Consider the following 26,689-nt stretch of genomic DNA (forward strand, 5'->3'; position numbering starts at 1 on the left):
AGGCGGCAGTACGTTCACATGGCCCCATTCACCGGGGCTGCGACGGCAACACGGTCAATCAAGGGATACAGCCTAGGTTGAGGAGAATCACGATGAGTAAACCACGAACTGATTCCGGGCTACTGCCTACCATGGCCGGTGCTGCCTTGCTGGTAGGGGTTCCCAGTTGGGGAGGTGATTATTTTGACCCTGGGTTGCTGTCGCTGACCGGCGGATTACCGGCTACTGCCGATCTGAGTACCTTTGCGAAGCAAGGCAGCATCCCCGCCGGAACCTATTTGGTGAATCTGTTTGTCAATGATATTGACAGTGGGCAGCATACGCTGCTGTTCAAAGACGCGAGTGATGGAAAGGTTGCCCCCCAACTTACCCCCGCTTTTCTTTACCAGCAGGGGGTGAATACCAAGGCGCTGCCAGCCTTTGCTGATCTACCAGAAGATATGCCAGTGGAACATCTGACAACCCTTATTCCTGATTCTGCGGTTCAGTTTGATTTAGCCCGGCTTCGCCTGGATATCACGATTCCGCAGGTGGCGATGCAGCCGAATATTCAAGGGGCGATTGACCCGGCGCTGTGGGACGACGGCGTACCCGCACTGCTTCTCAATTATACGCTGAGTGGGGGGCGTAACTGGCTGGATGCGCAGTACGGGATGGCAAAAAGTTCACAAACCAACCTGTTTGCCAACGTGCGCAGCGGTGTTAACTGGCAGGCCTGGCGGTTGCGCAGCGACATGATTTATACCCGTAACACCAGCGATAGAGAGGATGGTCCGTCAACGATTAGCCAAGGAATGCAGTTTACCAACACCTTTCTGCAACGGGATATCCGGCCTTGGCGTTCAGAGCTCCTGATGGGCGAAAGCAGCACGGATAACGATGTGTTTGACAGCATCCCTTTCCGCGGAGTGAAGCTCAATTCCAGTGACGATATGTTGCCCATCAGTCTGCGCGGTTTTGCCCCCGAGATTACCGGGATTGCGCAAAGCAATGCGCGAGTGGCGGTAAAGCAGAATGGGAACGTGGTGTATCAGACTTATGTGGCACCGGGGCCATTTCGTATTACCGATCTTTTTCAGACCGGGCAAGGCGGCGATCTGACCGTAACCATCACCGAGTCAGACGGCACAGTTCGGACTCAATCGGTGGCTTTCTCTGCGCTGCCCGTGATGCGGCGTCCTGGTAGCCTCAAATATGAAGTGACAGCTGGCCGCTATAACGGTGGGATAACGGTTAACTCACAGGAGGCCAATTTCTTGCTGGGTACGGCCATTTATGGCTTACCGCACGGGGTGACGCTGTATGGCGGTGGGCTGGTTGCTAAAGATTACCTGTCTATGGTGGCGGGAAGCGGGGTTTCTCTCGGTTATCTGGGGGCGCTTTCTGCGGATATCACGCATTCAACAGCCACGCTCTACGGGCAGGATGAACAACGGCAGGGAACGTCTTATCGGATGCGATATGCCAAGAGCCTGCTGGAAACAGGGACTTCGGTAGATCTGGCGGCCTACCGCTATTCGACGCGCCATTATTACAGCTTTGCCGACTTCAATAATCTGGGCTTCCGGCTGAGTGACGGGCAGGTTCCTTGGGCGTTGGAGCGCCAACGCTCTAATTTGCAGATACGGCTCAATCAGCAGTTGGGCAACTGGGGAGCACTGTATTTTTCGGCGTCCCGTAATGATTTTTGGGGTAATAAACGGGTAATGAACTCGGTATCTGCGGGTTACAACGGCAGCTATCGTGGGGTGAGTTATGGGGTGGCGTACAGTGTTGATCGCATTAAAGGGGACGGCAGTTGGCCGGAGAATCGCCAACTCTCTTTGAATATGCAGGTGCCTTTGAGTTTATTCAGCGCCTCGCCTGCGTTGAATCGCAGTTATGTCAGTTATCAGATGCTGTGTAACAACAATGGTCAGCAACAGCAGCAGATGGGGCTCAATGGAACAGCGTTAGATGAGCGGCTGTCTTACAGCGTGGTGCAGGGGTGGTCGAAAAGAGACAGTAATAACAGCATGTTGAATATCGGTTATCGGGGTAGCAAGGGAATGGCGAACGTTGGTTACAGTTACGGTAGCCAGAATCGTTCGTTGAATATGAGCGGAAGTGGGGCGGTGGTGGTACACCCGCAGGGTGTGACGTTCAGCCAGATGCTGGGCAGTTCTGTGGCTTTGGTTCGCGCCCCTGAGGCCGGTGGCGTCAGTGTGATGAACGGCAATATTCAAACGGACAGCCGTGGTTATGCCATTGTGCCGTATCTATCGAGCTATCAGAACAACCGCATCAGCCTAAATCCTTCAACCTTGCCGGATAATGTTGATTTGACTCAGTCCAGCTTAAACGTATACCCGACGAAAGGAGCAGTAGTGCTGGTGAACTTTGCTACGCGGGTGGGCTATCAGGTATTAATGACGTTAAAACAAGGGGATATTCCGATACCGTTTGGAGCGCTGGTGATGCTGGAACAGGCAACAGGCAGCGAGCCGAATACCTCGATTGTGGGGGATGCCGGGCAGGTATACCTGAGTGGTTTACCTGAATCTGGTGCATTGCAGGTGAGCTGGGGGCGCAACCAGGGGCAGCAGTGCAGAGTGTTGTTCACTCTTAACGGTGTGGCAAAACCGGCTGCAAACACACCAATACGTGTATTGGATGCACGTTGTGAAGGGGCATAACGATGAAGAACAACATGGGGGAAGCAGGGCGTGCCGTGAAACAGCAAGTAGCAAAAATCGGGTCTGGGCTGGGTTATGGAAAATTATACCTGCGTGCCCTGCCAATACTTTTGATATCGGCTGTACAGGCTGAAACCATCACAATAGGTCGAGGCAGCGGGATCGTCTGGGAAGGGGGGGCGTTTAGCGGGAGTTTGAGTGGCCCGTTAGGTATGACAAGATTAGGTAATGTCTCGATACTCTCGATTGGAACCTCGGAGGTTATATGTGATTTTATCGGTGCACAGGGGGCTACGGTTAGCGGAACGCGTGGATTGCAATTGGCTCCAGGGGTGATTCTGGTTCCCCGTATGAGCGTTAATGGGTTATTCACCCGCTATGATGGGAGCTCGGCCACGTTTGCGGGAACGGTAGGATATCCTCAGAACACCATGTTGATGGATAACGGTAAAAACATGCATAAGTTTGAACAATTATCACCCTGGTGTTTCAGCCCTGAGGGTTCATTCACTGCTATTATGGATAATTACTATTCAGCCACCGGTTCTCGGCAACTGAATTATTCCGGCGGTTGGGTCATTCTGACGGATGGAACGCAAACAACGCAGGATAATATCCTGCTCCCGCCGGTTTATGTCGGTTCATACGTTGTGGGAGGGACGACGGGTAATCTCTCTAAGCAAATACTTCCCACCACGATCAGCCTGCGTATTTCCAGCGTGGAATGCACTGTTGCTACCACAACGGCGATTGATTTTGGTGCCGTTGAGCGGGATGACATGCCGGGCGCAGAAATAGCCTCGCTTTCTTACCCATTGGTTGTTGCCTGTGAGCAGGTGTCTGACAAAATTAATACCAATATCAACCTGCAATTCCGCGCTATCACTGGTCTGTATAACAATGATCCAGCAAAGTTGGCGTTGCGCCAGGGTGGTGGTTATATCACTGGGGAAATGAGCCATGGTGTGACGGGGAACGCTGATTGTAATGGAACGACAGGGATTTCCTTTGATAACCGTCAACTGAAAATAGGTGACATGAACAATTCAGAAACGGCCAAAGTCTTTAACCAGCAGGTGAAATGGCGATTATGTTCTGGCGGAGAACGTTTACCCACAGGCCCTGTTGATGCCTCAGCGGAAATGCTGGTGACGTTTAATTAGGTTTACTGTACCCGTTGCCATATAGCAAAACGCTACACGGCGCGCCGGATCATTATCCAGCACGCCGTTTTTGTGTTTGAACGGTTTCTGCACCCGTCATTTTTTATCGTTACGTTCAGTGTGACTTTCGGTCGGTGTTTCTTCTAATGCCGACAGCCATAACGACAGGCTGGTATCGAGACTTTCTACTGCCTCTGCGGGCAGTAGCGACAGAATGTCGTGTTCGTTATCGACGTGCGCTTCAACTGCACGGTCAATCAGCGCTAACCCTTCCGGCGTGAGCTGCACCAGCATACTGCGTGCGTCCTGCTGATTGGCGATACGCTGTACCCACCCGGATGCTTCCAGCCGTTGCAGGCGATGTGTCATGGTGCCAGAACTGATCATCATGGTGGAAAACAGGCAGGTAGGTGTCAGGCAATAAGGAGTGCCAGAGCGCCGCAGCGTTGCCAGAACGTCGAACTCCCAGAAAGTCATGCCGAAGGTTGAGAAGATTTTCTCTAATCTGCGCTGTATCAAGGTCATACAACGATTGAGACGCCCAATCGGCCCCATCACGTGGGTTGCCAGATCGGGGCGTTCGCGTTGCCATTGCGCCAGAATGGCATCAACAGCATCGGCTGGTCGTTTTTTCATTTCTCCCTCACATTGTCTTGACTTCAAGATAAATTGCTTGCAGACTTTCATTTTATCTTGAAATCGAGATATCTGCATTATGTTTGAATCTTCTCACAGCGGTTTTTGGCGCAATATCTTGCTCACTGCGCTGGCCCCGGCAATCTGGGGCTCAACCTATATTGTGACATCCGAGCTGCTGCCTGCTGGGCGCCCCTTTACGGCCGCCTTGATCAGGGTGTTACCCGCCGGATTGATGCTGGTGCTGTTTATGCGGCAGTTACCGGGTAAGCACGAATGGGGACGTTTGATCGTTTTGTCCGCCCTGAACATCGGCATATTTCAGGCTCTGCTATTTGTGGCTGCATATCGCTTACCCGGTGGTTTGGCGGCGGTTATCGGTGCGATACAACCGTTGCTGGTCATGCTGCTGGCCTGGGCGGTAGACCGCCAGCCACCTATCGCATTGGCGCTGTGGGCCAGTGTCTGCGGGATTGCCGGTATGGCGCTCTTGTTGCTCTCGCCGAATACGCTCTGGGAACCCGTTGGCATCGCTGCTGCGGCAGCAGGTGCAGCCAGTATGGCGGCAGGAACGTACCTGACGCGCCGTTGGAAACTGGCGATGCCGGTGTTGGCGCTAACCGGTTGGCAACTGCTGCTCGGCGGTTTGATGCTGGTGCCGTTCGCCATTGAAATGGATGCTCCCCTGGCAGCATTGAGCCTGGTGCAAACGTTAGCCTATCTCTACCTTTGCCTGGCGGGGGCGCTGTTGGCTTATGCCCTGTGGTTTCGTGGTCTGGTACGTTTGCCTGCCGTAGCCGTGTCTTCATTGGGGCTGTTAAGCCCTTTGACGGCGGTGATTCTTGGCTGGTTGCTGCTCGGCCAAGTCATGACAGGGGTTTCTCTGTTTGGCCTGTTGATGGTGCTTGCCAGCGTCTTGATTGTGCAGTGGGCAACTCAACGGCCAGCTTGATGTCAACGCTTTTTAACAACGATATTTTTCAGCCACCATGGAGGCTTTTGATGCACAACCCTATCCAGCAAGCGATCGAATCACGCAGTTCCACCACGCTTTTCGATCCGAACCGTGAGCTGCCGGATGAGATCGTCACTTCACTGGTAGAACAGGCGACCCGCGCGCCTTCTGCCTACAATTTTCAGAACTGGCGTTTTATTGCCGTCCGCTCGGCCGAGGCCAAAGCGCGTTTAAAAAATGTCGCCTATGGTCAACAGCAAGTGGTTGATGCTGCTGTGACATTTATCATTTGTGGGACGTTGGCAGCTCATGAGCAATTAGCGCATATGCTTAAGCCGGTGGTAGTGGCGGGTATAATGGATGAGCCGATGGCCGATGGTTGGGTAGCCCAGGCAAGTCGTGCTCATGCCGATAACCCGCAATTGCAGCGTGATGAAGCCATCCGTTCAGCCTCCCTGGCTGCCATGACGCTGATGTTGGCAGCCAAGGGAATGGGGCTGGCTACCGGGCCGATGATTGGTTTTGATATGGAAAGATTGTCACAGGAATTTGCGCTAACAGATAATGATATACCTGCGATCATCGTTACCGTTGGCTACCCGATGGCCGATAACTGGCCGCAAAAACCACGCAGACCGGTACAGGAAATCCTCGAATGGGTTTGACGGTATTTTTCAAGCATTCTTTTTCTCCAGCCGCTTAGACCGTTTTGCAGACATTCAAACTCTGCAATCGGTCAAGGTGCAGAGAATGTAAGATCACCGTACTATTACGCGACTGTCGCTATTGTCAGAGTTAAATAGGTTGGCTTGCTATCAACTGCTGACTAAGGTGTTTTCGTAACTATATGGGCGAATAGCGCAAATGTACGGAGGGAACGCAGTGAATGTGCTGGTTACCGGCGCTTCCGGTTTTATCGGCGGCGCCTTTTTACGGCGTTTTTCGTCCCTTGAGGGCGTTTCTTTGTGTGGCGTTGGGCGGCGTCCTGATGCCGATTTACCCGCGTCTGTGCGCTATTGCGCACTGGCGCTCGACAGGCTGGAGCAGTTGGATTTCATGCCTGACGTGGTAGTACATGCCGCTGGCAGAGCTTCGCCCTGGGGTTCGACGCGGGATTACTATCGAGATAACGCCGAAACGACCCGGCAGGTGGTCAATTTTTGCAATAACCGGGGCTTTCCCCGATTGATATTTATTTCAAGCGCGGCGGTCTACTATCGCTTTGAGCACCAGCTAAACCTGCGGGAGAGCGATCCTGTTGGCCCGGCGTTTACCAGCGAGTATGGCCGAAGTAAGCGCCAGGCTGAGCAACTGGTAGAGGCATATCGCGGTGAAAAAACGATTTTTCGCCCGTGTGCCGTGTTCGGCGATGGCGATCGGCTACTGTTTCCGCCGCTGCTGGCCGCTGCCAGAAAGGGGCAACTGGTCAGGCTGCTTGCCGAAGACATTAAGGCACAGGCCGACATTATGCACGTTGACGCGTTGTGTGATTACATCATGCGTGCGGTGACTCATCCACGGCTAAGGCTGTGCTATAACATATCGGCCAACTGCTCCGTTGAGACGGAAAGCCTGCTGCGTGAGGTTCTACAACAGCTTGGCCTTCCTCAACCAGTAAGAACAGTGCGGCTGCGTTCGGCCCTGCGTTTTGCTGGCGCGTTGGAGCTGCTCTGGCGCTGGCTACCGCTGGCGGGTGAGCCGCCGATTACCCGATTCGGCGTGGCGGTATTCGGTTATGCCGCCACTCTCAATGTTACTGCCATGCTGGACGATTTCGGCCCACCGTTGGTGGATTTTACCCCCAGCCTGCGGGCGTTTTTACAGGAATACCAGGAGAGAAACCCATGATAACGATTGCCTTTATCGGGTTGGCGATCCTGTTATTCAAGCAGTTTTTTGCGCTAAGCGCCCTGCGAGCGCCTTGCGTTGTAAACCAGAGCAATCTTGGCGACGTTACGGTGATTCAGCCGATCCTCAGTGGCGATCCTGCGCTGGAATCGGTTTTGGCATCCAATCTTGAGAACCTGTGCGAAACGAAGTTTCTTTGGCTGATTGACGACGACGATATACAGGCGGCGCGGGTTACCCAGAGGCTACAGCAGCGCTACCCGCAAAGTGACATTCGTGTTTGTTCTTATCCTCAGGCGCCAGAAGGGGTTAACCCGAAGCTGTTTAAGCTGGAGCAGGGGAGAATGTTGATCGATACCCAGACGGTTTTAGTGTTGGATGATGATGCCTCTCTTAGCACAGCGTCGCTTCAAACGATGCTTGGTAAGCTTGGCGATAACGTGCTGGTAACCGCTTTACCCTGGTATCGTGCGGCGGAAAATACGCCGTCGCGTCTGCTGGCGCAGTTTGTTAACGACAACTCGGCGCTGACCTATTTGCCATTGCTACCTTTCGCTAAGCCTCTGACGTTAAATGGTATGTGCTATGCCCTGCGTATGAGTTTGCTTGAGCGCATTGGTGGCTTGGCACCGATTATGTACCATCTGACGGACGATCTCGCACTGGCGACGCTGTTGACGCAAAAGGGCGTTGAAATCGTACAGTCGGTAGCGCCCGTAAGCGTGCAGACCAGCGTGCCGGACGCCGAGCGGTATTTTCGCCAGATGCACCGCTGGTTTCTGTTCGCCACGCTGTTAATGCGAGAAAAGAGCGTCAGGGCCAATATGGCTATTTTTATCCTGCAAGGGCTACATCCGTTGCTGTTGTGGGGCATGTTTATACTGGCATGCGGTGGCGGTGCTGCTGATGTGGGAATACTGGCGACGGTTTTATTTATCCGTCATTTTATATTGCGTAGAGTTCAACGTGCGGTGTCGGCAGAAATCCCCTCGCGCCCGGTTTTTTCCGTGCTGTCAGAATTGCTGCAACCGCTGCATTTATTGAACGCCTTGCTTAATCGCACCATACATTGGCGCTCGCGCCGCTATCGCATTTTCAGCAACAATCGTTTCACTTCTCTATGACGAAGTTTTGCTTACAAACGGCCTTTATCACCGGCAGAAGCCGGCCTGGCAATGTGGCACTTAGCCCGATGCAGCGGATTTTTATCGAAAGCCTGTCAACGATAGGTCCGGTAACGGTAAACTTTCCCTGGACGCCTCAGCCGGAACCCTTTATGACGACCGGGCTGCTGCGTGCCAGCGTGAACAACACGTTGGAATATCTTAATTCCCGCCGGCCCGCGTTTGTACAACGCTATCGGGAAGCGGCGATTGAGCTGCTTGAAGCGGCGGAGCATACGTTACTGCTTTCTGGTAGCTGTGGGTTGGAACTGTTTAATAATCTGCAACTGCCGATGTCGTTAATGCCCCGCGTCAGCATTTTTGCCTACGGGCCGGTGGCCCGCCGCCGCCCGGACTGTCGCCATCTATTGGTGCAGGGGCAGCAGGATCTGATTTCACGCTTTTGGTTTAGCCAAGCAGATGAGAGCATAGCATGCGGTCATATGGACTATCTTCAGTGCTCCGAGCTGGTCACGCTGTGTAAGGGTTTTATCAATAAAATTCATGAACGGAATGGGTAGATGCAGCGTTTACTAGACATTATTCCGCCGGGTGTGACCCGTATTGACCTGCTGGCTCCGCCATTTTCCGGCCACTTGCATCCCGTGTTGGCGATGGGCAGGGCGCTTTCAACGCGCTATCAGGTGCGGATTATCAGTACCCACGGTGCGGAAGCCCGTATCCAGGCCAGCGGGCTGGTTGGGCTAACGCTGGAAGGGGACTACGATACGCTGCTGCTGCCAGTTGTGAACCCTAAGTACGCGGTAAAGTCCCATCCGGTGCGGCTTTATCGGCAGTTTCGCGCCGTTGTCGGGTTGCTCAAAGATTTTGCAGACGAACTGGAACAGGTTTGGCTCAAAGAGGGCGTGCCGGATTTGGCGATCGCTGACTTTACGCTCCCGGTGGTGGGGGAAATTTGCCGCAGGTTTAACGTTCCCTGGTGGAGTAGCTTGCCGTCGCCCTGTGTGCTCGAGGGGCGGGACGGTGCGCCAGCTTACTGTGGCGGGCTAATGCCAGCTGAAAGCCGCAACGACCGGTTTTGGCACCTCATTCACAGAAAAAAAGTGCGTTTGTTTAAACGTGCGATGTTCTGGCTATTTCGCGATGTTATTCGTCAAACGGGGATCACCCGGCTTTATCGGCAAGATGGCAGTGAAAGTGCTTATTCTCCCACCCGCATTCTTGCCCTTAGCGAAAAAGAGTTTGAGTTTCCCCGTACCTGGCCTGACTCGGTGGTATTTATCGGCCCCGCGCTGTATACGCCGCCGACGAAGGGAGAGACACCGCCTTTTATTGCGGGGAAACGTCACGTGCTGGTTACGCTGGGAACACACCTTGATTGGCATAAAGACGCGGTAGCCAAAGCGGTTGTTGCGCTGGCGCGCACACTGCCGGAGTGGGAGTTTCATTTTACCGATGGCGATCCGGCTGGGGGTGAACATCGGCGGCAAGGCAACTTTAGCCGTGTCTCCTGGGTTGACTATGACCGCTGGCTGCTCCGCTATGACGTGGTTATCCATCACGGCGGCGCGGGGATTATGTGGCACTGCCTGAAAAAGGGCGTTCCTGCGCTGGTTTATCCGATCGATTACGACCAGTTCGATCACGCAGCCCGTCTTGAATACAGTGGCCGCGGTATTTGGCTTAAAGGGGGACTGAAATCGTTAGAAAATGCCAGACCGTTACTGCTGCGATTGTCTGAAACATCTCAGAGTGAAAAAAAAGCCTGAACGTGAATTCAGGCTCTCTCTTTAAATTTGGCGGTGAGGGAGGGCTTGATTCGCTGCGCTCACCCTGCGGGCGGCCTGTGGCCGTCCAAAATGGCGGTGCCATTTTGTCGAACCCTGTCGAGGGTTCTCGCCCTCCCGGTTTGGGGGATCTGAAAGTAAAAAAGCCTGAACGCGAATTCAGGCTCTCTCTTTAAATTGGCGGTGAGGGGGGGGTTCGAACCCTCGATACACTTGCGCGTATACACACTTTCCAGGCGTGCTCCTTCAGCCACTCAGACACCTCACCGTATTGCCAGCAACAAGGCTGACGGGCGTTAATGTAGGAGAATCCGATCCCAGCGTCAATACTCTTCGCATATAACTGAAGGCGTTTAGCCAAACTTGCAGCAATCAGCTGATTTGACGAACGATCATGCATGATTAATCCCACAAAGAGGCTAAAAAAAGATACCGTAATAGTAGGCAATCGTAGCGTTACATTTGCTTGAAAATCGCACAAATCTAAAAATAAACCGTAATCACTAGGGATAAAGGCAATGGACATCATTTTTTATCATCCATTTTTTGACGCTCAGGATTGGCTAGCGGGAATGGAAAAACGTTTACCGCAGGCGAAGGTACGGGAATGGCGGCGCGGAGACAAACGGCCGGCGGATTACGCGCTGGTATGGCGGCCACCGCATGAAATGCTGGCCAACCGTTGCGATCTGAAAGGAGTATTCGCTTTGGGTGCCGGAGTTGATGCGATCCTTGAACAGGAGCGTCAACACCCAGGCACATTACCTGCGGGGGTGCCACTGATGCGTCTGGAGGACAGCGGCATGGCGCAGCAGATGCAGGAATATGCTCTGGCCTGCGTATTGCGTTATTTTCGTCGTTTTGATGAATATCAAGTGCAACAACAGCAGCAACGTTGGTTGCCACTGGTACCGCATCAACAGAATGATTTCACTATCGGCATTCTCGGGGCAGGCGTGTTGGGTAAAAGTGTGGCGCAGAAACTGGTGGAGTTTGGTTTTAATGTGCGTTGCTGGAGCCGCAGCGCCAAGCAGATAAGCGGCGTACAGAGTTTTGTGGGGCAAGCACAGCAGGAAGCCTTTCTTACGGGAACGCGTCTGTTGATCAATCTGTTACCCAATACGCCAGAAACGCTAGGGCTCCTTAACCAGCGGTTGTTTGCCCATTTGGCACCAGGAGCTTATCTGCTAAACCTTGCCCGTGGAGCACATTTGGTGGAGAACGATTTGTTGCAGGCGCTTGAACAAGGGCAAATGGCAGCGGCAACGCTGGATGTGTTTGCCAATGAACCTTTGCCGCCGACCCATCCGTTATGGCGTCATCCGCGTGTCACCATTACCCCGCATATTGCTGCTATCACGTTGCCCGAACAGGCGATGGATCAGATTGCTGCCAATATCGTGGCGCTCGAAACGGGTCAATCCCCTACAGGTGTTGTTGATATTCAGCGTGGTTATTGATGATTCCCGACTCATAACAACGCTGCTGATGGCAGTGTTAAATGCTATGATGAAAAGTGAACAGCTTGCGCTCTTATACTCGCCATCTTTTAGGTTGCGGGGCGGTTGGCTGCCTTTATTCACCCGGTCTGCCTGTTTTAGTGTTTTGGAACTCAGACAGACCTATAAAAAGGAGAAATAATGTATCCCGTTGATTTACATATGCATACTGTTGCCAGCACTCATGCATACAGCACTCTGCACGATTATATTGCAGAGGCGAAGCAAAAAGGTATTACGTTATTTGCCATCACTGACCATGGGCCAGATATGGCTGATGCGCCTCACTACTGGCATTTTATGAATATGCGCGTTTGGCCACGTCTGGTGGATGGCGTCGGAATTCTGCGTGGCATTGAAGCCAATATCAAAAATCTGGCTGGCGATATCGATTGTACTGGCCCGATGCTGAATGAAATCGATCTGATCATTGCCGGGTTCCATGAGCCAGTATTTGCACCACAAGACAAAGCAGCCCATACGGAAGCGATGATTGCCGCGATGGCGCAGGGGGATGTGCACATCATCAGCCATCCAGGTAACCCCAAGTATCCCATTGATATTCCTGCGGTGGCCGCTGCGGCGGCGAAGTATCAGGTGGCATTGGAACTGAATAATTCTTCGTTCACTCACTCGCGCAAGGGCAGTGAGGCTAATTGTCGGGCAGTGGCGGCCGCCGTGCGCGATGCCGGGGGCTGGTTGGCGCTGGGATCTGATTCACATATTGCTTTCTCTCTCGGTAATTTTGAGCACTGTAAACGCATTATTAACGAAGTGGATTTCCCAGCGGATCGTATCCTGAATGTCTCTCCGCGCCGCGTGTTGAACTTTCTTGAGCAGCGTGGCAGGCCGGCGATTGCGGAATTAGCCGATCTGTGACATCGTCACGGCAATTTTTCCGTATTGTATAGGGCTTGATCATGAATGAGTTTTCCGTTGTCTGCCGGGTGCTGGGTACGCTGTTTTACCGTCAGCCCCAAGATCCGTTGCTGGTGCCATTGTTTGCTCTGATTAAAGAGGGCAAGCTTCAGCAGCATTGGCCGCTGGAACAGGACGAACTGCTGACACGTTTGCAGCAGCATTGTGATGCTCATTTGCTGGCGGCGGATTTCAATGAAATGTTTGTCGGCAGTGAGTGCAGCGTATCGCCATTTCGTTCCACCTATATTGCAGGAAGTAACGAAGCGGAGGTGCGTGTTTTCCTACAACAGCGTGGAATGCCCTTGGGCGAAACGCCAGCCGATCATTTCGGTGCATTGTTATTGGCGTCTTCCTGGTTGGAAGATCAATCGCAGGAAGACGAAGTTCAGGCACAAATCACGTTATTCGATGATTTTCTGTTGCCATGGTGTGGGCGTTTTCTGGGCAAGGTTGAAGCTCATGCAACCAGCGGTTTTTACCGCACTCTGGCACTGATCGCTCGTGATGCCATTGCGGCAATGCGTGATGAGCTGGCGGAATATGAGCAGGAAGATGCCGGGCCAGATGAAGAAGAGTAACAGCAGAGGGCGCAGTATCGATACTGCGCCCAAGCCTGTTAGTCGGTGAAGGGTATTATCAGTTGACCTGGTTTCACTTCCAATCCTTTCGCCAGTTTGCGCGCCAGCGCTTCTGTTTTGCTGTTATCCGGGTTCAGTACATAGACCGGTTTCTGATCAAAATAGGCTCTCAGCGATTGGTTCAAATAGGGACTCAGCGCTTTCATTACCGTATCCATTTTTTCCGGTTGGACCTGATAATCCACCAGCTCCATTTCTTTCAAAAAGATAGCGCCTTTTTCACGGTCATAAATCGGCTGTGCTTTTAGAGTAAGCTGAAGATCGGCTGCCTGTGGGCCAAGAATAGAGGTGATATTGACCTTGGCATTGCCAGAAAGCGTCACTTTGCCCGGTTCACTGCGGCCAATCTGGCTTTGCAACTGGGTTAAAACAATATTGGCATCAACCAGGCCAGGGATACCGATCTGTTTTTGGTAATCGTTATGTTTCTGTAAATAATCATTCACTTCCTGCTCGCTGACGGTGTATTGAGTCAGTTGGTTGCAACCGGCAAGCACACCGGTAACGATCAGGGCAGCAATCCCCATCAGGATCTTCTTCATTCGTGCCTCGTAAATTGCCAGCGGCAATTGTAAATAATAAGTTGATTCACCATTATAAGCACCTGATCGCCAGCAAAGAAATGTTTGTTTGCGCGGCAGAGCAGCAGATGATGTGGCAGCAAGGCGGTGTAGTCTATCAGATAACGCTAAAATGCAGCGCATTCAAGCTTCGGAAAGGCATGCCCAGAAAGTGGCATGCCCGCAGTTTTACCGAATTGAGGTTCGGTGGGGAGAATATCTGGCCCAGACAAGCAACCTATTGTTCCATATCGAACAGCAGCGGAATATCGCAGCGTTGCGCCATACGGTTACGGTAGGCTTCAACGTTGCTCGGCAGTGCCACACCCGCGACGATTGACAGTGAACGCAGCACGGGGAACAGGTGGATATCATCTTCAGAAAGCGTGCCGTTAACTGCCTCTGGTGACGTGATAAGCGGGGCAAGGTGCTGTAGATCGTCTTCCAACTGAGCAATCAGGTCGGCGCTGTCTGCCAGCAGGGCAGTAAAATCACCCATCGCTGCCTGTTTTTTATCGGTAAAGTAGCGGCGCGCGCTGTCAGTGGCGAACTCTTCGAAATCGGCATTGGCAAAGCGCGGCAACAGTAATTTGTTGCGATAACCGTCAACGTGTTGCAACCAGTTGGCGATCGCCGGGTTGGTTTTGCCGGTCAGGAGAGGAGTTCCGTGATGGTTATCGATGTAATGCACGATGTCCATACTCTCTGGCATATAGCTTCCGTCGTCTTTTTGCAGGATAGGTGCCATTTTTTTGCCGATCATACTGATGGGTGTGGCTTTGTCATCGCTGAGCAGAGTGACTAAACGTACTGGCAGATCCTTCAGACCGAAAATCATGCGGGCTTTCACGCAGTATGGACAATGATCATAAATAAACAGTTTCATGCTTGCTCCCGTTATCAGGTTTTAACAGCAATAATTATTGCAACCCAGGCAGGCTGCCGCGCAAAGTTCTTGTTGGATAAAGTATTAGTATGAATTCTTCACGCTTGTCTTCACTATATCAGAATAGCAGCCAAGGGCGCTTTAATTGGTTTTAAAGGGGCTGAGTTTCCCCCTATGCTGAGTGTAAACAAACGTGCTCAGGTAAAAATGCCCATCTGGTTCAGCCACCGCGTAACACTGCCGGGGCCGCAGTGCGTGGGTTGAACTGCCAGTACAAGGTAAACAGAGTGATAAAACCTACCAGCCCCAGCAGGAACCAGGGTAATTCCGGCCTGCCTAGAGCATGGCCGGTATCATACATCCAACCGCCGCCGGTATAGCCTAAAGCGCCGCCCAGAGCCAATCCCAGACGGCTAAAGCCCATATAGCTGCCACGAGCCCGAGGGTCGGCTAATGAGGCACTCAGGGTTTCACGCGCTGGTTCGGCAATAATCGAGCCCAGATAGAAACAGCAGATCAGGGTAAATACGGCCTGTAGACTGGTTGCCAGCCCTACCGGTATCAGGCTGAGGGTCATCAGCAGTAAACCGGCCATCAGGCGTTGTTCCAAACGAAAGTGTTTTTCACTCCAGCGCGCCAGTGGGTAAAGCAGTGACAACGACAGCGCTGCCTCAATGGCATACATCCATTTCACCGCTGCCGGTGAACCGGCAATTTCATTCACGATGATGGGTAACATCAGCATAACCTGCACCGACAGCATGTAATAACCGGTCAAGGTCAGCACATAGGTCAGGAAACGACGGTCGCGCAAGACCCGCATCATGCCTTCTTTCATTGGGGTACGAACGGTGGAGATACGATAAGCGGGCAGCAACCAGGCATTACAACCGGCGGCCAGCACGAAAATCGCCGCGCCCACCCAGCAAACAAAATGGAAATCGTATTGCAGCAACCAACTGCCGATCAGGGCGCCAACCACGGCTCCGGCGCTGTCTTGCATCATCAGCAGGGAATAGAAGCGGCTACGCTCATGCGGGCGAGTCAATTTGATCACCAGAGCGGTACGTGGCGGATCGAACAGCGTGCCACCAAGAGCCGAAAGCGCGCAGGAAAACCACAACAGCCAAGGTTGGTCTGCCATGGCCATGGCGGCAAAACCGGCAGCGCGTAGCAGCATACCGGTGACAATCATCGGTTTGGCACCAAAGCGATCGGCAATGGCGCCGCCAAAGATCCCTAACCCTTGTTGGATCAGTTGGCGTAGCCCCAGCGCGATCCCCACCACCAAAGCCGCCCAGCCGAGCTGGTCGACAAAACGGATAGAAATCAGTGGGAAAACCACAAAAAAGCCTAAAACCACTAACAGGTTATCAAGTAATAAAAAATACTTACCCAAGCTCCGAGCTTGCGACACCAAAGACATGCTTCACCACGAGCAAAGTTAGAAAGAGAGAACTGTCATGCGTTTATTCTCCTATTCTCCGCTCAATACGAGCAAGCCGATAGAGGGGGAATAGATAATATTTTTTCATCGTCAATATGTTACGCAAGTGGCAAAACTGGCCCAAAATGCAGTCAAAATGGCTGATTGCCTATTTACTGAACGGTGGATGTTTTACCTGTGGGGCTGGGTACGGTTATATTGAACAAGGAAATGCCGTTCTGTGCTGGTGGTTGGCAATGAATCGCTCCGGCGGTTAAACGGCAATAATTCGGGTGTTCACCCAATCAATACTTCTTATCGAACCGTTCTGATAGCGGGGGAAATGATGTTTGGCTATCGCTCTGCATCACCAAAAGTACAGCTCACCACCGATCGGTTGAGCGTCCGCCTTGTTCATGAGCGGGATGACTATCGCCTGGCTGAATACTATGCGGCAAACCGTGCGTTTCTTAAACCCTGGGAACCGCTGCGGGACGAAAGCCATTGCTACCCTTCGGGTTGGCAGGTGCGCTTGAATATGATCATGGAAATGCAAAAGCAGGGCACTGCCTACTATTTTATCCTGCTCGATCCTGATGAACATGAAGTCCGTGGCGTTGCCAATTTCAGCAATGTGCTGCGTGGTTCATTTCACGCCTGTTTTCTGGGGTATTCCTTGGGGGAAAAGTGGCAGGGGCAAGGGCTGATGTATGAAGCGTTGCAGTCTGCCATTCGCTATATGCAGCGCCAGCAGCGAATGCATCGCATCATGGCCAACTATATGCCGCATAACCAGCGCAGTGGGGCGTTGCTTACCCGGCTCGGTTTTGAACGAGAAGGTTATGCCAAAGATTATCTGTTGATCGATGGGCAATGGCAGGATCACGTTCTTACCGCATTAACCAATAAAGAATGGCTACCGCCACGCTGAGGCTACAAATGAAATATGAATTGAATGCTAAAGAAGCCCGAGTGATGGGGTGCCTGTTGGAAAAACAGGTCACGACGCCCGATCAGTATCCGCTTTCCCTGAACGCCATCACCTTGGCTTGCAACCAAAAAACCAACCGCGAGCCAGTAATGGATCTGTCGGAAAGTGAGGTTCAGCAGATACTGGATTTGTTGCTGAGAAAACACTTTCTCCGCACTTTGAGTGGTTTTGGTAACCGAGTGGTGAAATATGAGCATCGTTTCTGCAATTCTGAATTTGGCCAACTGAAACTGTCACCGGCGGAACTGGCGGTGATTACCACTCTGTTGCTGCGTGGGGCGCAAACGCCAGGTGAACTGCGCACCCGCACCAATCGTATGCATGAGTTCAGCGACGTCAGTGAGGTGGAAGAAATCTTACAGCAGTTGACCGTGCGTGAAGATGGCCCGTTTGTCGTGCGTTTGTCACGTGAACCCGGCAAGCGTGAAAGCCGCTTTATGCATTTGTTCAGCGGCCAGATTGATCCCGCTCCTGCTGAGGTGGAACCTGTGGTCGATGGCTCACTGAGTGAGCGGGTGGCGCAATTGGAAGTGGATGTTGCTGTGTTGAAGCAGCAATTAGCGCAGCTGTTGGCACGGGGGTAGCATGAGTCAATTACGAATCGGCGTGGTTGGGTTGGGGGGCATTGCGCAAAAAGCCTATCTGCCGATCCTCAGCCACGCGGTGGATTGGCAACTGGTGGGTGGTTTTTCGCCAAACCAGCAAAAAGCGCAGCCAATATGCGCGAGCTATCGCATGGCCTGTTTTTCACGGCTGGATAGCTTGGCACAACAATGTGATGCGGTGTTTGTGCACAGCAGCACCGCCAGCCATTTTTCGGTGGTGACGGAACTGCTTGAGCGTGGTGTGCATGTTTATGTGGATAAACCGCTGGCAGAAACGCTGGAGCAGGCAGAACAGTTGATTACGCTGGCGGACAAACGCGGTAAAGCGCTGATGGTTGGTTTTAACCGGCGTTTTGCGCCGCTGTATTGCCAACTGAAACAGCAGATGCATCAGCCTGCGTCAATCCGTATGGACAAACACCGTGCAGACAGCGTTGGGCCAAACGATTTGCGTTTTACCTTGCTGGATGATTATCTGCACGTGGTGGATACGGCGCTGTGGCTGAGTGGCGGCCAGGGAGCGCTGTTGAATGGTAGCCTGCGCGTTAATAAAGCGGGAGAAATGCTTTATGCTGAGCATCATTTTGCCTGTGGAGAGACGCAGGTGACCACCAGTATGCATCGGCGTGCGGGGAGCCAGCGTGAGAGCATACAGGCAGTGAGCGACGGAGCCGTTTATCAGGTGAATGATATGCGGCAATGGCTGCGTGAAGATCGCTTGGGCGTGGTTGAGCAACCGGCGGCGGGTTGGCAAAGTACGCTGGAGCAGCGTGGTTTTAGCGGTGCGGTGCAGCATTTTATTCAATCCGTCAGCCATCAAACCGCACCAGAAACGGGCGGTGAGCAGGCGATCTATGCGCAACGGCTGATCGAGAAGATGCTGCGTGATGCCGATAATCCTGTGTAACATCTGGCGGTAGCTATTTTATTGCGGATACGTAGACTGTCTCCAACGGATTTGGCGTTGCCGCTGAATGGTAGCGCCAAGTAAAAAGGGATATCGCTATTCAACCGACGCCTGCTGTTGCAGGCGTTGATATTTACACGTCGTACTCATCAGAAAATAACATGAATCTACTAAAATCACTGGCCGCCGTTAGTTCGATGACCCTATTTTCACGAGTGCTGGGTTTTGCGCGAGACGCCATCGTGGCGCGCGTTTTTGGGGCTGGGATGGCCACGGATGCCTTCTTTGTGGCGTTCAAATTGCCTAACCTGCTGCGGCGCATTTTCGCTGAAGGGGCTTTTTCTCAAGCATTTGTTCCTATTTTAGCGGAGTACAAAAGCCAGCAAGGGGAGGAAGCAACCCGCACGTTTATCGCCTATGTTTCCGGTTTGTTGACGCTGGTATTGGCCGTAGTGACCGTGCTTGGGATGCTGGCTGCGCCATGGGTGATCTACATCACTGCGCCGGGGTTCACCGATACGCCGGATAAGTTTGCCCTGACCTCATCGCTATTGCGTATCACTTTCCCTTATATTTTGCTGATCTCGTTGGCTTCTCTGGTAGGGGCGATCCTCAACACCTGGAACCGTTTTTCCATTCCGGCGTTTGCGCCGACCTTGCTGAACATCAGCATGATCGGTTTTGCGTTGTTTGCGGCTCCCTATTTCCACCCGCCGGTGTTGGCGCTGGCTTGGGCGGTAGTGGTTGGTGGGGTATTACAACTGGGGTATCAGTTACCGCACCTTAAAAAGATCGGCATGTTGGTGCTGCCGCGCCTGAAGCTGGGAGATGCAGGGGTGTGGCGGGTGATGCGCCTGATGGGGCCAGCGATCCTGGGGGTGTCTGTCAGCCAGATTTCATTGATTATCAATACTATTTTTGCTTCGTTTCTGGTGTCTGGTTCGGTTTCCTGGATGTACTATGCCGACCGCCTGATGGAGTTCCCTTCTGGCGTGCTGGGCGTAGCGTTAGGGACGATTCTGTTGCCATCGTTAGCAAAAAGTTTTTCCAGCGGTAACCACGATGAATATAACCGCCTGATGGATTGGGGTTTGCGTTTGTGTTTTGTCTTGGCTTTACCGAGTGCGATTGCTCTGGGCATTCTGGCCAAACCCTTGATCGTTTCATTGTTCCAGTATGGTAAATTCACCGCGCTGGATACGCTGATGACCCAGCGTGCGCTGGTGGCCTATGCCGTTGGTCTGGTGGGGTTGATCGTGGTGAAAGTGTTGGCGCCGGGCTTTTATTCGCGGCAGGACATCAAAACGCCGGTCAAGATTGCCATTATTACCTTGATCACAACGCAGTTGATGAACCTGGCGTTTATCGGGCCGCTGAAACATGCTGGGTTGGCATTGTCGATTGGGTTGGCTGCCTGTCTGAACGCCTCATTGCTGTATTGGCAACTGCGTAAGCAGAAGATCTTCCAGCCACAGCCGGGCTGGGCGATGTTCCTGATGAAGCTGGTGATTGCGGTGTTGGTGATGTCTGCGGTTTTGCTGGGCATTTTATGGCTGATGCCCGCCTGGGATCAGGGCAATATGTTGGCTCGGCTGTTACGGTTGGCGGTGGTGGTGGCCGCTGGCGGGGGGAGTTATTTTGTAGTGTTGGGCGCGTTGGGCTTCCGGCCGCGTGATTTTGCCCGCCGGGTTGCGTGAGACGTTGAGTTTGTGTGCTAATGAAAAAGGTCGCTAACAAACGCGACCTTTTTGGCATTTCCCTTCTGGGGATTACATGCGTTCGACGGTATCGATCCCTAAGGTTTCCAGGCCGGTCTTCAGCGTTTTGGCGGTCAGCAGAGCCAGTTTCAGGCGGCTTTGGCGGGTTTCTTCGTTCTCGGCATTCAGGATCTGGCAATGCTCGTAGAAACCGGAGAACAGCCCGGCCAAATCGTACAGATAAGTACACATCACATGCGGTGTACCTTCACGTGCCACGACGGTGAGGGTTTCTTCAAATTGCAACAGGCGGGTAGCCAGTGCCATTTCACGTTCTTCGCTGATCGCCAGCGGCAAAGTGAGGGCACTTTCATCAAGGCCTGCGCGTTTGAACACGGAGGCCACGCGCGTGTAAGCATACTGCATATAAGGAGCGGTATTCCCCTCGAAGGCCAGCATACTGTCCCAATCGAAGATATAGTCGGTGGTACGGCTTTTTGACAAATCGGCGTATTTCACCGCGCCGATACCGACGATATTGGCCACATTTTGCATTTCAGCAGCGGACATATCCGGGTTTTTCTCGGCAATCAGTTGGTTGGCGCGCTCAATCGCTTCGTCCAGCAGGTCCGACAGCTTGATCGTGCCCCCTGCGCGGGTTTTGAACGGTTTGCCGTCTTTGCCCAACATCATACCGAACATATGGTGTTCCAGCGTTACCGAATCTGGCACATAACCGGCCTTGCGCACGATGGTCCAGGCTTGCATCAGATGTTGGTGCTGGCGTGAGTCGATGTAATAAAGTACGCGATCGGCTCCCAATGTTTCATAACGGTATTTAGCACAGGCGATGTCGGTGGTGGTATACAGGTAGCCACCGTCTTTTTTCTGGATGATAACGCCCATCGGCTCACCGTCTTTATTTTTGTATTCGTCAAGGAATACTACGGTAGCGCCTTCACTCTCTACCGCCAGCCCTTTGGCTTTGAGATCGGCAACGATGTTCGGCAGCATAGCGTTGTACAGGCTTTCACCCATCACGTCATCTTCGCTCAGGGTAACATTCAGACGGTCGTAGGTGATCTGGTTCTGCGCCATGGTGATGTCTACCAGTTTACGCCACATCTGCAGGCAGTACTCATCACCTCCTTGCAGTTTCACCACGTAATTACGGGCTTGCAGGGCAAAATCTTCATCTTCGTCGTAGTTTTTCTTCGCTTCACGATAAAACTGCTCAAGATCTGACAGGCCCATATCGCTGGCGTTTTCGTTCTGCATTTTTTCCAGGTAGGCGATCAGCATGCCGAACTGAGTTCCCCAGTCACCGACATGGTTGGCACGGATCACTTTATGCCCCAGGAATTCCTGGGTACGGGCAGCGGCATCACCAATAATAGTGGAACGCAAGTGACCAACGTGCATCTCTTTTGCCACGTTTGGGGCCGAGTAGTCGATCACGATAGTTTGCTGTTCAACGGGGGCGACGCCGAGTTTTGGCGCGCTCAGTACCCAATCGGCCTGGCGGGCAACCCAGCCGCTGTTCAGGAAAATATTGATAAAACCTGGGCCAGCGATTTCCACTTTGTCGGCGATATCACTCAGTTCCAGCCGTTGCACTACATTTTCTGCCAGTTGCCGTGGCGGCATGCCAAGCTTTTTTGCCACGGACATCACACCATTAGCCTGATAATCACCAAATTGTGCTTTTGCTGACTGACGAACTTGAGCTTCACAATCGGCAGGCGCACCTGCGGCAATCAGCGCCTGGCTGACTTTATCTGATAGAAGAGCCTGAATATTCACCGGGTTACCTTAATGCAAACGAGGGGCACGTAGTATGGCCCTCCAGATTCAAAGGTGGTTCTTATAACTGCGCTAGAAACCACAAAACAGCTTGGGATTGTAACTGATTCGATGTGCTACGTCAGTAGTTGACGCGGGCAAGGGCCGTGAAAGACGGTGGCAGAATAGGAGCGATAAAGCTCCAAGGAAACCTAACGTTTTCTATTGCTGCGGCTGGATATTAACATGTTATTCCGGCATGTTTTGTAATGACGATAAATTGAATAGCACGCAATAATTAACAATATAATTGATACACCTAGAAGGATCATAATTATCTACTCAGGATTAAGCATGAATGTAAATTAACGTAATATATCTTTTCGAGCAATTGCGTTTACTAAAATTAGGATATTTCTTGTGTTATTTTGTTTTTTTTAACAATAGAATCATATGGATAATTTTATCCTGTATTGTTTTTCTCAAGATGATGAGGTTCGATACTTATACTGTTAAATTGCATTTTAGTAGAATTACTATACTGTCAAATTAATTAAATTTAATAATATTAATCGCGAAACTATAAGGGAAATAAGGATTGGAATGATTACTGTATCAATATGATGAATACATTTATGCAAAATAGAGCAGCACTTCAAAGAGGCCAATGTCGCTATATCTGACGATTTTTTTACTGGGTTATAGCCCGCGCGGCGTCCGCCGTGTAAATTAGCGCACCTGTCACGTCTATTTAAAGAGGTTGAGGAACCGATGCTCTCTCTGCCGTTGATTGCCGAACTTAACGACTTGGTGCAGGACTTACCTCGCTTTGAGCAGGCACTGCTACAGTTTGCTGAAAAACTGCATCTTGATTTGTCGCAGTTCAGTGCTGACCATATTTCGCTTCGTTGCCATCAAAATAGCACCGCCGAACGTTGGCGGCAGGGCTTGGCGCAATGTGGCACCGTATTGTCAGACGCTATCATCAATGGCCGGCCTATTTATCTGTTTGATCTGGCGGTGCCAATAAAAGTAGGGCCATGGCAGATAGATTGTGTTGAGCTGCCTTATCCCGGTGACAAACGTTATCCCCATGAAGGATGGGAGCATATCGAACTGGTGCTGAGCGGCGATCCGGCCACCCTTTATGCGCGCGCACTGAATTGCTTGGCGGATGAAGCATTGCTGCTGCCGGGAATCAAGCTGAAACAGAGTGCGCCAAAAGGTGAAGGGGAACGCCTGCCTAACCCGACGTTGGCGATCACCGATGGCAATATCACCATCAAGTTCCACCCATATTCGATCCGTGACATTATAGCCAGCGAACGGGCTTAGCTGGCGTTAATCTGCTGAATCGCTTGTGCCATGCGATTCAGTGCCTCAATAAGTAACTCGCGTCGGCAACCAAAGTTAAGGCGTACAAAACGTCGATCACCAAAATCTAACCCAGGGCTCAGGCCAACACCGGCCTGTTCGAAGAAAGCATGGGGATTATCAATGGCTAACTCGCTGCAATCGATCCAGGCCAGATAAGTGGCTTCTACAGGATGCAGATGCAGACCGGGCATCGCGTTAATGCGTTCGATCACCAGATCACGATTGGCCCGTAAGTACTCCAGTTGTTCATCCAGCCAAACCTGCCCGCCGCTGTAAGCCGCTTGAGCGGCAACCAGCGCCAGTATGCCGACTTCTGGCACAATACCCCTGCGTGCGCGGCATAATTGCAGGCGTAACTCATTGTTGGGGATGATGGCCATTGATGCACCCAATCCGGCGAGGTTAAAGGTCTTGGAGGGAGACATCAGCGTGATACTACGCTGCGCAGCATCGTCATTCAGGCTGGCAAAAGGAATATGTTGCAAACCCGGCTCCAGCAACAGATCACAATGGATTTCATCTGAGCAGACGATCAGGTCGTGACGCTGGGCGAATTCGTGCTGCGCCAGTAATTCTTCGTGCCGATAAACGGTGCCACCTGGATTCTGCGGGTTACACAGCATCAGCAAGCGCTCATTGCCTTCAAGCAATCCCTCTGCGCTATTGAGATCCAATATCCAGCGCTGATTCTGGAGTTTCAGCGGAATTTGCCGCTGCGGGCGGCCTGCGGATTTTGCTGCTTTGCGAAAGGGGGGATAAATAGGAGTTGGTGCCAACGTTCCTTGGCCTTCATGGGTAAAAGCACGCACGGATAAATTCAGGCCGCAGACTAGCCCTGGCAGAAAAACCAACCATTCGGGCTTGATGTACCATCTATAGCGCTCTACCATGCGCTGAAGAAAAATCTTGATAAGCTCAGGGGATGGATAACCGTAGCCGAAAACCCCATGTGCGACGCGTTGTTGCAGTGCGTCTATCACTGCAGGAGGTGAAATGAAGTCTGTATCGGCGACCCAGAGTGGGATGATGTCACGCTCACGATATTTATCCCACTTAACGCTGTCACTGTGACTGCGGTCTATCCATTGATCAAAATTGAATGCCATAGTGTTCACCCTGTGCTGGTTTGCTGCATATAACGTAAACCTGTGCGATGGATTTTGTCACTATATACCTGTAATACTTAAAGTTGCAGCGTAAGTGCTATCGCTTGAAAAGCGATAGGTATCACAATTGCTGTAGCCTTTTTAGCCGTTAGCTGGGGAGGAACAATGATAAAATTGGAAGTTTGCTGCTATAGCGTTGATTGTGCGATAACGGCAGAACAGGCGGGGGCCGATCGCATCGAATTATGCGCCAGCCAGAGTGAAGGAGGGTTAACTCCCAGTTATGGTTCACTCTTGCTGGCTTGTGAACGGGTGAAGATCCCGGTTCATCCAATAGTACGCCCACGTGGTGGGGATTTCAGCTATAGCGCGGTCGATTTCGATGTCATAAAAAATGACATTGCCCGTATCCGCGATCTGGGGTTTGCTGGCGTGGTGGTTGGCTTGCTGGATGATGAGGGGCACATTGACCTGGTACGCATGGCGGAAGTAATGAAGTTGAGCGGTGGTATGGCGGTGACTTTCCATCGCGCATTCGATATGTGCCAAAACCCGCTGGTGGCGCTGGAGCAGTTAACGCAGTTGGGGGTGGCGCGCATTCTCACTTCAGGACAACAGCAGAATGCTGAATTAGGGTTACCTTTGCTGCGTAATTTACTGCATGCCAGCCAAGGGCCGGTGATTATGGCGGGGGCCGGGGTGCGGTTAAGTAATCTGCACAAGTTTGTTGAGATAGGCATTCAGGAGTTGCACAGTTCTTCTGGGCACACGGTGCCATCGACCATGCGTTACCGCAAAGCGGGGGTGACCATGTGTTCCGATAATGAATTTGATGAATTCAGCCATTATTGTGTCGATGGCGACATGGTCGAGGCGATGAAAAATGCCTTATCCCTGGTTGAGCAATGAACCGCATTGTTTGAAAAGTAGTAAGATAAACCGATAAAAAAGCCCTGAACAGGGTAGAGGTGTTCAGGGCGAAGTGATCAAAGGTTTACTGGTGTTGGCGCGATACCAACACTTTTATTTTAGTTAATAATTCTAAAACATTTGCTGTTTAAATGTGCTGAAAGTGTAAATTTTTGTGCATGATTCAAGATAACAGCAACGACAATTCCTGCGCTCCGTTGCGCAACACAGGCAGGATACGTTCGATCAGTTCATCGAGTGGCACCAACCCCGCCTGCACCCCCACATTCAACGCAGCACCCACGCTGCCATCTGCTGCCAGAAGTGGTACAGCGATAGAACGCAGGCCGATTTCCAATTCCTGATCGTTAATGGCGTAGCCTTGTGCACGTATTTTTTTCAATTCTTCCTTCAGGTTACTGACGCTGGTGATGGTGTGTTGCGTGTAGCGCACCAGGCTGACGCGCTTGAGGTAATTATTCTGCATTTCCGCTGGCAGATGGGCAATCAGTACACGCCCCATTGAGGTGGCAAAGGCCGGCAGCCGGCTGCCAATATCCAAATCGATGCTCATTATGCGTGAGCTGGAAGCGCGGGCAATATACAAGATATCGTCACCATCCAGCGTGGCGATTGAACAAGATTCATTAAGTATTTGGCTAATATGTTTGAGTACCGGCTGTGTAGCTTTGGCCAGAGGGGTAGCTGCCAGATAGGGATGCCCAAGCGTCAGAATACGCGGGCGTAATTCAAAGTTTTTGCCGTCTTGCGCATAGACGAATCCCAGCTTGTTGAGCGTATACAGACAACGGCGTACCGCAGCGCGTGGAATGCCCGTTTTCTGGCTGATTTGTGAAATCGACATCAGCCGCCGCTGTGGAGTGAAAGTTTGGAGCACTTCCAGGCCACGGGCTAGGGAAGTCATAAAGTTAGGATCGCCCTTGAAAGGATCGTTGCTACTGCCAGCGACAAAGGCGTGGTCTTCGGTAGAAACATCGAGAGTGTAACGGCGAGTCATGAGCGGTTCCCTGTCAGTATCGGCGAATTTCGCCAGTGTAGCCGATAATCGCCCATGGTGCGTTGCAGGTAGCCAGCCGAACGGTGAAAACCTTGTTCAGATCACAGAATTCAAGAAGCGTCCAGCAGATCGCTTGTTTTGTTCGATATTCGCACGTTATATCGATTATCGCCCTTGAC

24 protein-coding genes and 1 tRNA gene are annotated in these 26,689 nt (G+C 52.0%); 17 read left to right on the plus strand and 8 right to left on the minus strand.

What is annotated here, in order from left to right:
* The first annotated feature begins 92 nt into the window (after nt 1-92).
* Together Z042_RS14720 and Z042_RS14725 are read left to right on the plus strand one after the other, a co-directional pair.
* Nucleotides 93-2,675 (plus strand): fimbria/pilus outer membrane usher protein, encoded by a 2,583-nt coding sequence (locus Z042_RS14720; RefSeq protein WP_024910925.1) that lies wholly within the window; start codon nt 93-95, stop codon nt 2,673-2,675.
* A 2-nt stretch (nt 2,676-2,677) separates the two neighbouring features.
* On the plus strand, nt 2,678-3,838 hold the full coding sequence (locus Z042_RS14725) for a hypothetical protein (RefSeq protein WP_024910924.1): 1,161 nt from the start codon (nt 2,678-2,680) through the stop codon (nt 3,836-3,838).
* A 96-nt stretch (nt 3,839-3,934) separates the two neighbouring features.
* Here Z042_RS14725 and Z042_RS14730 read toward each other — a convergent pair whose 3' ends face one another.
* The gene (locus Z042_RS14730; protein ID WP_024910923.1) at nt 3,935-4,474 is read right to left on the minus strand and encodes a MarR family winged helix-turn-helix transcriptional regulator; all 540 of its coding nucleotides are present in this window, start codon (nt 4,472-4,474) and stop codon (nt 3,935-3,937) included.
* A gap of 79 nt (nt 4,475-4,553) precedes the next feature.
* Here Z042_RS14730 and Z042_RS14735 point away from each other — a divergent pair, with 79 nt between their 5' ends.
* From Z042_RS14735 to Z042_RS14760, 6 genes are all read left to right on the plus strand, one after another.
* A complete protein-coding gene (locus Z042_RS14735; protein ID WP_024910922.1) occupies nt 4,554-5,426 on the plus strand; it encodes an EamA family transporter in 873 nt (290 codons plus the stop codon).
* Nucleotides 5,427-5,476: 50 nt separating this feature from the next.
* Nucleotides 5,477-6,094, plus strand: a complete 618-nt coding sequence (locus tag Z042_RS14740) for a nitroreductase family protein (RefSeq protein WP_024910921.1) — start codon at nt 5,477-5,479, stop codon at nt 6,092-6,094.
* A 199-nt stretch (nt 6,095-6,293) separates the two neighbouring features.
* Nucleotides 6,294-7,277 carry an NAD-dependent epimerase/dehydratase family protein gene (locus tag Z042_RS14745; protein WP_037405832.1) on the plus strand — a complete coding sequence of 328 codons (984 nt, stop codon included), beginning with the start codon at nt 6,294-6,296 and terminating at the stop codon, nt 7,275-7,277.
* Complete coding sequence (locus Z042_RS14750; RefSeq protein ID WP_024910919.1) at nt 7,274-8,401, plus strand: glycosyltransferase family 2 protein; 1,128 nt, start codon at nt 7,274-7,276, stop codon at nt 8,399-8,401. Before Z042_RS14745 ends, Z042_RS14750 begins: the two co-directional genes overlap by 4 nt.
* Nucleotides 8,398-8,961, plus strand: coding sequence for a hypothetical protein (locus tag Z042_RS14755; RefSeq protein ID WP_024910918.1), 564 nt, complete (start codon nt 8,398-8,400; stop codon nt 8,959-8,961). The genes Z042_RS14750 and Z042_RS14755 overlap by 4 nt, the downstream gene beginning before the upstream one ends.
* Nucleotides 8,962-10,170 carry a glycosyltransferase gene (locus Z042_RS14760; protein ID WP_024910917.1) on the plus strand — a complete coding sequence of 403 codons (1,209 nt, stop codon included), beginning with the start codon at nt 8,962-8,964 and terminating at the stop codon, nt 10,168-10,170.
* Between the two features lie 196 nt (nt 10,171-10,366).
* Here the strand turns inward: Z042_RS14760 and Z042_RS14765 are convergent.
* Nucleotides 10,367-10,456 (minus strand) — tRNA-Ser (locus tag Z042_RS14765).
* A 250-nt stretch (nt 10,457-10,706) separates the two neighbouring features.
* Here Z042_RS14765 and ghrA point away from each other — a divergent pair.
* The 3 genes from ghrA (at nt 10,707) to Z042_RS14780 (ending at nt 13,186) form a co-directional block, all read left to right on the plus strand.
* Complete coding sequence (gene ghrA, locus Z042_RS14770; RefSeq protein WP_024910916.1) at nt 10,707-11,648, plus strand: glyoxylate/hydroxypyruvate reductase GhrA; 942 nt, start codon at nt 10,707-10,709, stop codon at nt 11,646-11,648.
* Between the two features lie 180 nt (nt 11,649-11,828).
* Nucleotides 11,829-12,566: a phosphatase gene (locus tag Z042_RS14775; protein WP_024910915.1), complete on the plus strand. Its 738-nt coding sequence runs from the start codon at nt 11,829-11,831 to the stop codon at nt 12,564-12,566.
* A gap of 41 nt (nt 12,567-12,607) precedes the next feature.
* Nucleotides 12,608-13,186 (plus strand): TorD/DmsD family molecular chaperone, encoded by a 579-nt coding sequence (locus Z042_RS14780; RefSeq protein ID WP_024910914.1) that lies wholly within the window; start codon nt 12,608-12,610, stop codon nt 13,184-13,186.
* Nucleotides 13,187-13,224: 38 nt separating this feature from the next.
* On the opposite strand, the gene Z042_RS14785 is transcribed toward Z042_RS14780, so the two are convergent.
* The 3 genes from Z042_RS14785 to mdtH all read right to left on the minus strand — a co-directional run bounded on the left by Z042_RS14785 (nt 13,225) and on the right by mdtH (nt 16,118).
* The gene (locus tag Z042_RS14785) at nt 13,225-13,788 is read right to left on the minus strand and encodes a lipoprotein (RefSeq protein WP_024910913.1); all 564 of its coding nucleotides are present in this window, start codon (nt 13,786-13,788) and stop codon (nt 13,225-13,227) included.
* Between the two features lie 256 nt (nt 13,789-14,044).
* Nucleotides 14,045-14,692: a glutaredoxin 2 gene (gene grxB / locus Z042_RS14790; protein ID WP_024910912.1), complete on the minus strand. Its 648-nt coding sequence runs from the start codon at nt 14,690-14,692 to the stop codon at nt 14,045-14,047.
* 220 nt (nt 14,693-14,912) lie between these two features.
* On the minus strand, nt 14,913-16,118 hold the full coding sequence (gene mdtH / locus Z042_RS14795) for a multidrug efflux MFS transporter MdtH (RefSeq protein WP_024910911.1): 1,206 nt from the start codon (nt 16,116-16,118) through the stop codon (nt 14,913-14,915).
* Between the two features lie 346 nt (nt 16,119-16,464).
* Here mdtH and rimJ point away from each other — a divergent pair, with 346 nt between their 5' ends.
* The 4 genes from rimJ (at nt 16,465) to murJ (ending at nt 20,318) form a co-directional block, all read left to right on the plus strand.
* Nucleotides 16,465-17,049, plus strand: coding sequence for a ribosomal protein S5-alanine N-acetyltransferase (rimJ, locus tag Z042_RS14800; RefSeq protein ID WP_024910910.1), 585 nt, complete (start codon nt 16,465-16,467; stop codon nt 17,047-17,049).
* Between the two features lie 8 nt (nt 17,050-17,057).
* Nucleotides 17,058-17,693 (plus strand): YceH family protein, encoded by a 636-nt coding sequence (locus Z042_RS14805; protein ID WP_024910909.1) that lies wholly within the window; start codon nt 17,058-17,060, stop codon nt 17,691-17,693.
* 1 nt (nt 17,694) lies between these two features.
* On the plus strand, nt 17,695-18,621 hold the full coding sequence (locus Z042_RS14810; RefSeq protein WP_024910908.1) for a Gfo/Idh/MocA family protein: 927 nt from the start codon (nt 17,695-17,697) through the stop codon (nt 18,619-18,621).
* 161 nt (nt 18,622-18,782) lie between these two features.
* Complete coding sequence (gene murJ / locus Z042_RS14815) at nt 18,783-20,318, plus strand: murein biosynthesis integral membrane protein MurJ (RefSeq protein WP_024910907.1); 1,536 nt, start codon at nt 18,783-18,785, stop codon at nt 20,316-20,318.
* Between the two features lie 72 nt (nt 20,319-20,390).
* On the opposite strand, the gene argS is transcribed toward murJ, so the two are convergent.
* Complete coding sequence (argS, locus tag Z042_RS14820) at nt 20,391-22,121, minus strand: arginine--tRNA ligase (protein WP_024910906.1); 1,731 nt, start codon at nt 22,119-22,121, stop codon at nt 20,391-20,393.
* Between the two features lie 750 nt (nt 22,122-22,871).
* On the opposite strand from argS, the gene Z042_RS14825 reads away from it, so the two are divergent.
* On the plus strand, nt 22,872-23,435 hold the full coding sequence (locus tag Z042_RS14825; protein WP_024910905.1) for a VOC family protein: 564 nt from the start codon (nt 22,872-22,874) through the stop codon (nt 23,433-23,435).
* Here the strand turns inward: Z042_RS14825 and Z042_RS14830 are convergent.
* Nucleotides 23,432-24,583: a MalY/PatB family protein gene (locus Z042_RS14830; protein ID WP_024910904.1), complete on the minus strand. Its 1,152-nt coding sequence runs from the start codon at nt 24,581-24,583 to the stop codon at nt 23,432-23,434. The genes Z042_RS14825 and Z042_RS14830 overlap by 4 nt on opposite strands.
* Nucleotides 24,584-24,748: 165 nt before the next feature.
* On the opposite strand from Z042_RS14830, the gene cutC reads away from it, so the two are divergent.
* Complete coding sequence (cutC, locus tag Z042_RS14835; RefSeq protein ID WP_037405829.1) at nt 24,749-25,492, plus strand: copper homeostasis protein CutC; 744 nt, start codon at nt 24,749-24,751, stop codon at nt 25,490-25,492.
* 184 nt (nt 25,493-25,676) lie between these two features.
* Here the strand turns inward: cutC and Z042_RS14840 are convergent, their stop codons facing one another.
* Nucleotides 25,677-26,510 (minus strand): IclR family transcriptional regulator domain-containing protein, encoded by an 834-nt coding sequence (locus Z042_RS14840; RefSeq protein ID WP_024910903.1) that lies wholly within the window; start codon nt 26,508-26,510, stop codon nt 25,677-25,679.
* Between the last annotated feature and the right edge of the window lie 179 nt (nt 26,511-26,689).

Source organism: Chania multitudinisentens RB-25, from assembly GCF_000520015.2.
In the GTDB taxonomy this organism is placed as follows: Bacteria; Pseudomonadota; Gammaproteobacteria; order Enterobacterales; family Enterobacteriaceae; genus Chania; species Chania multitudinisentens.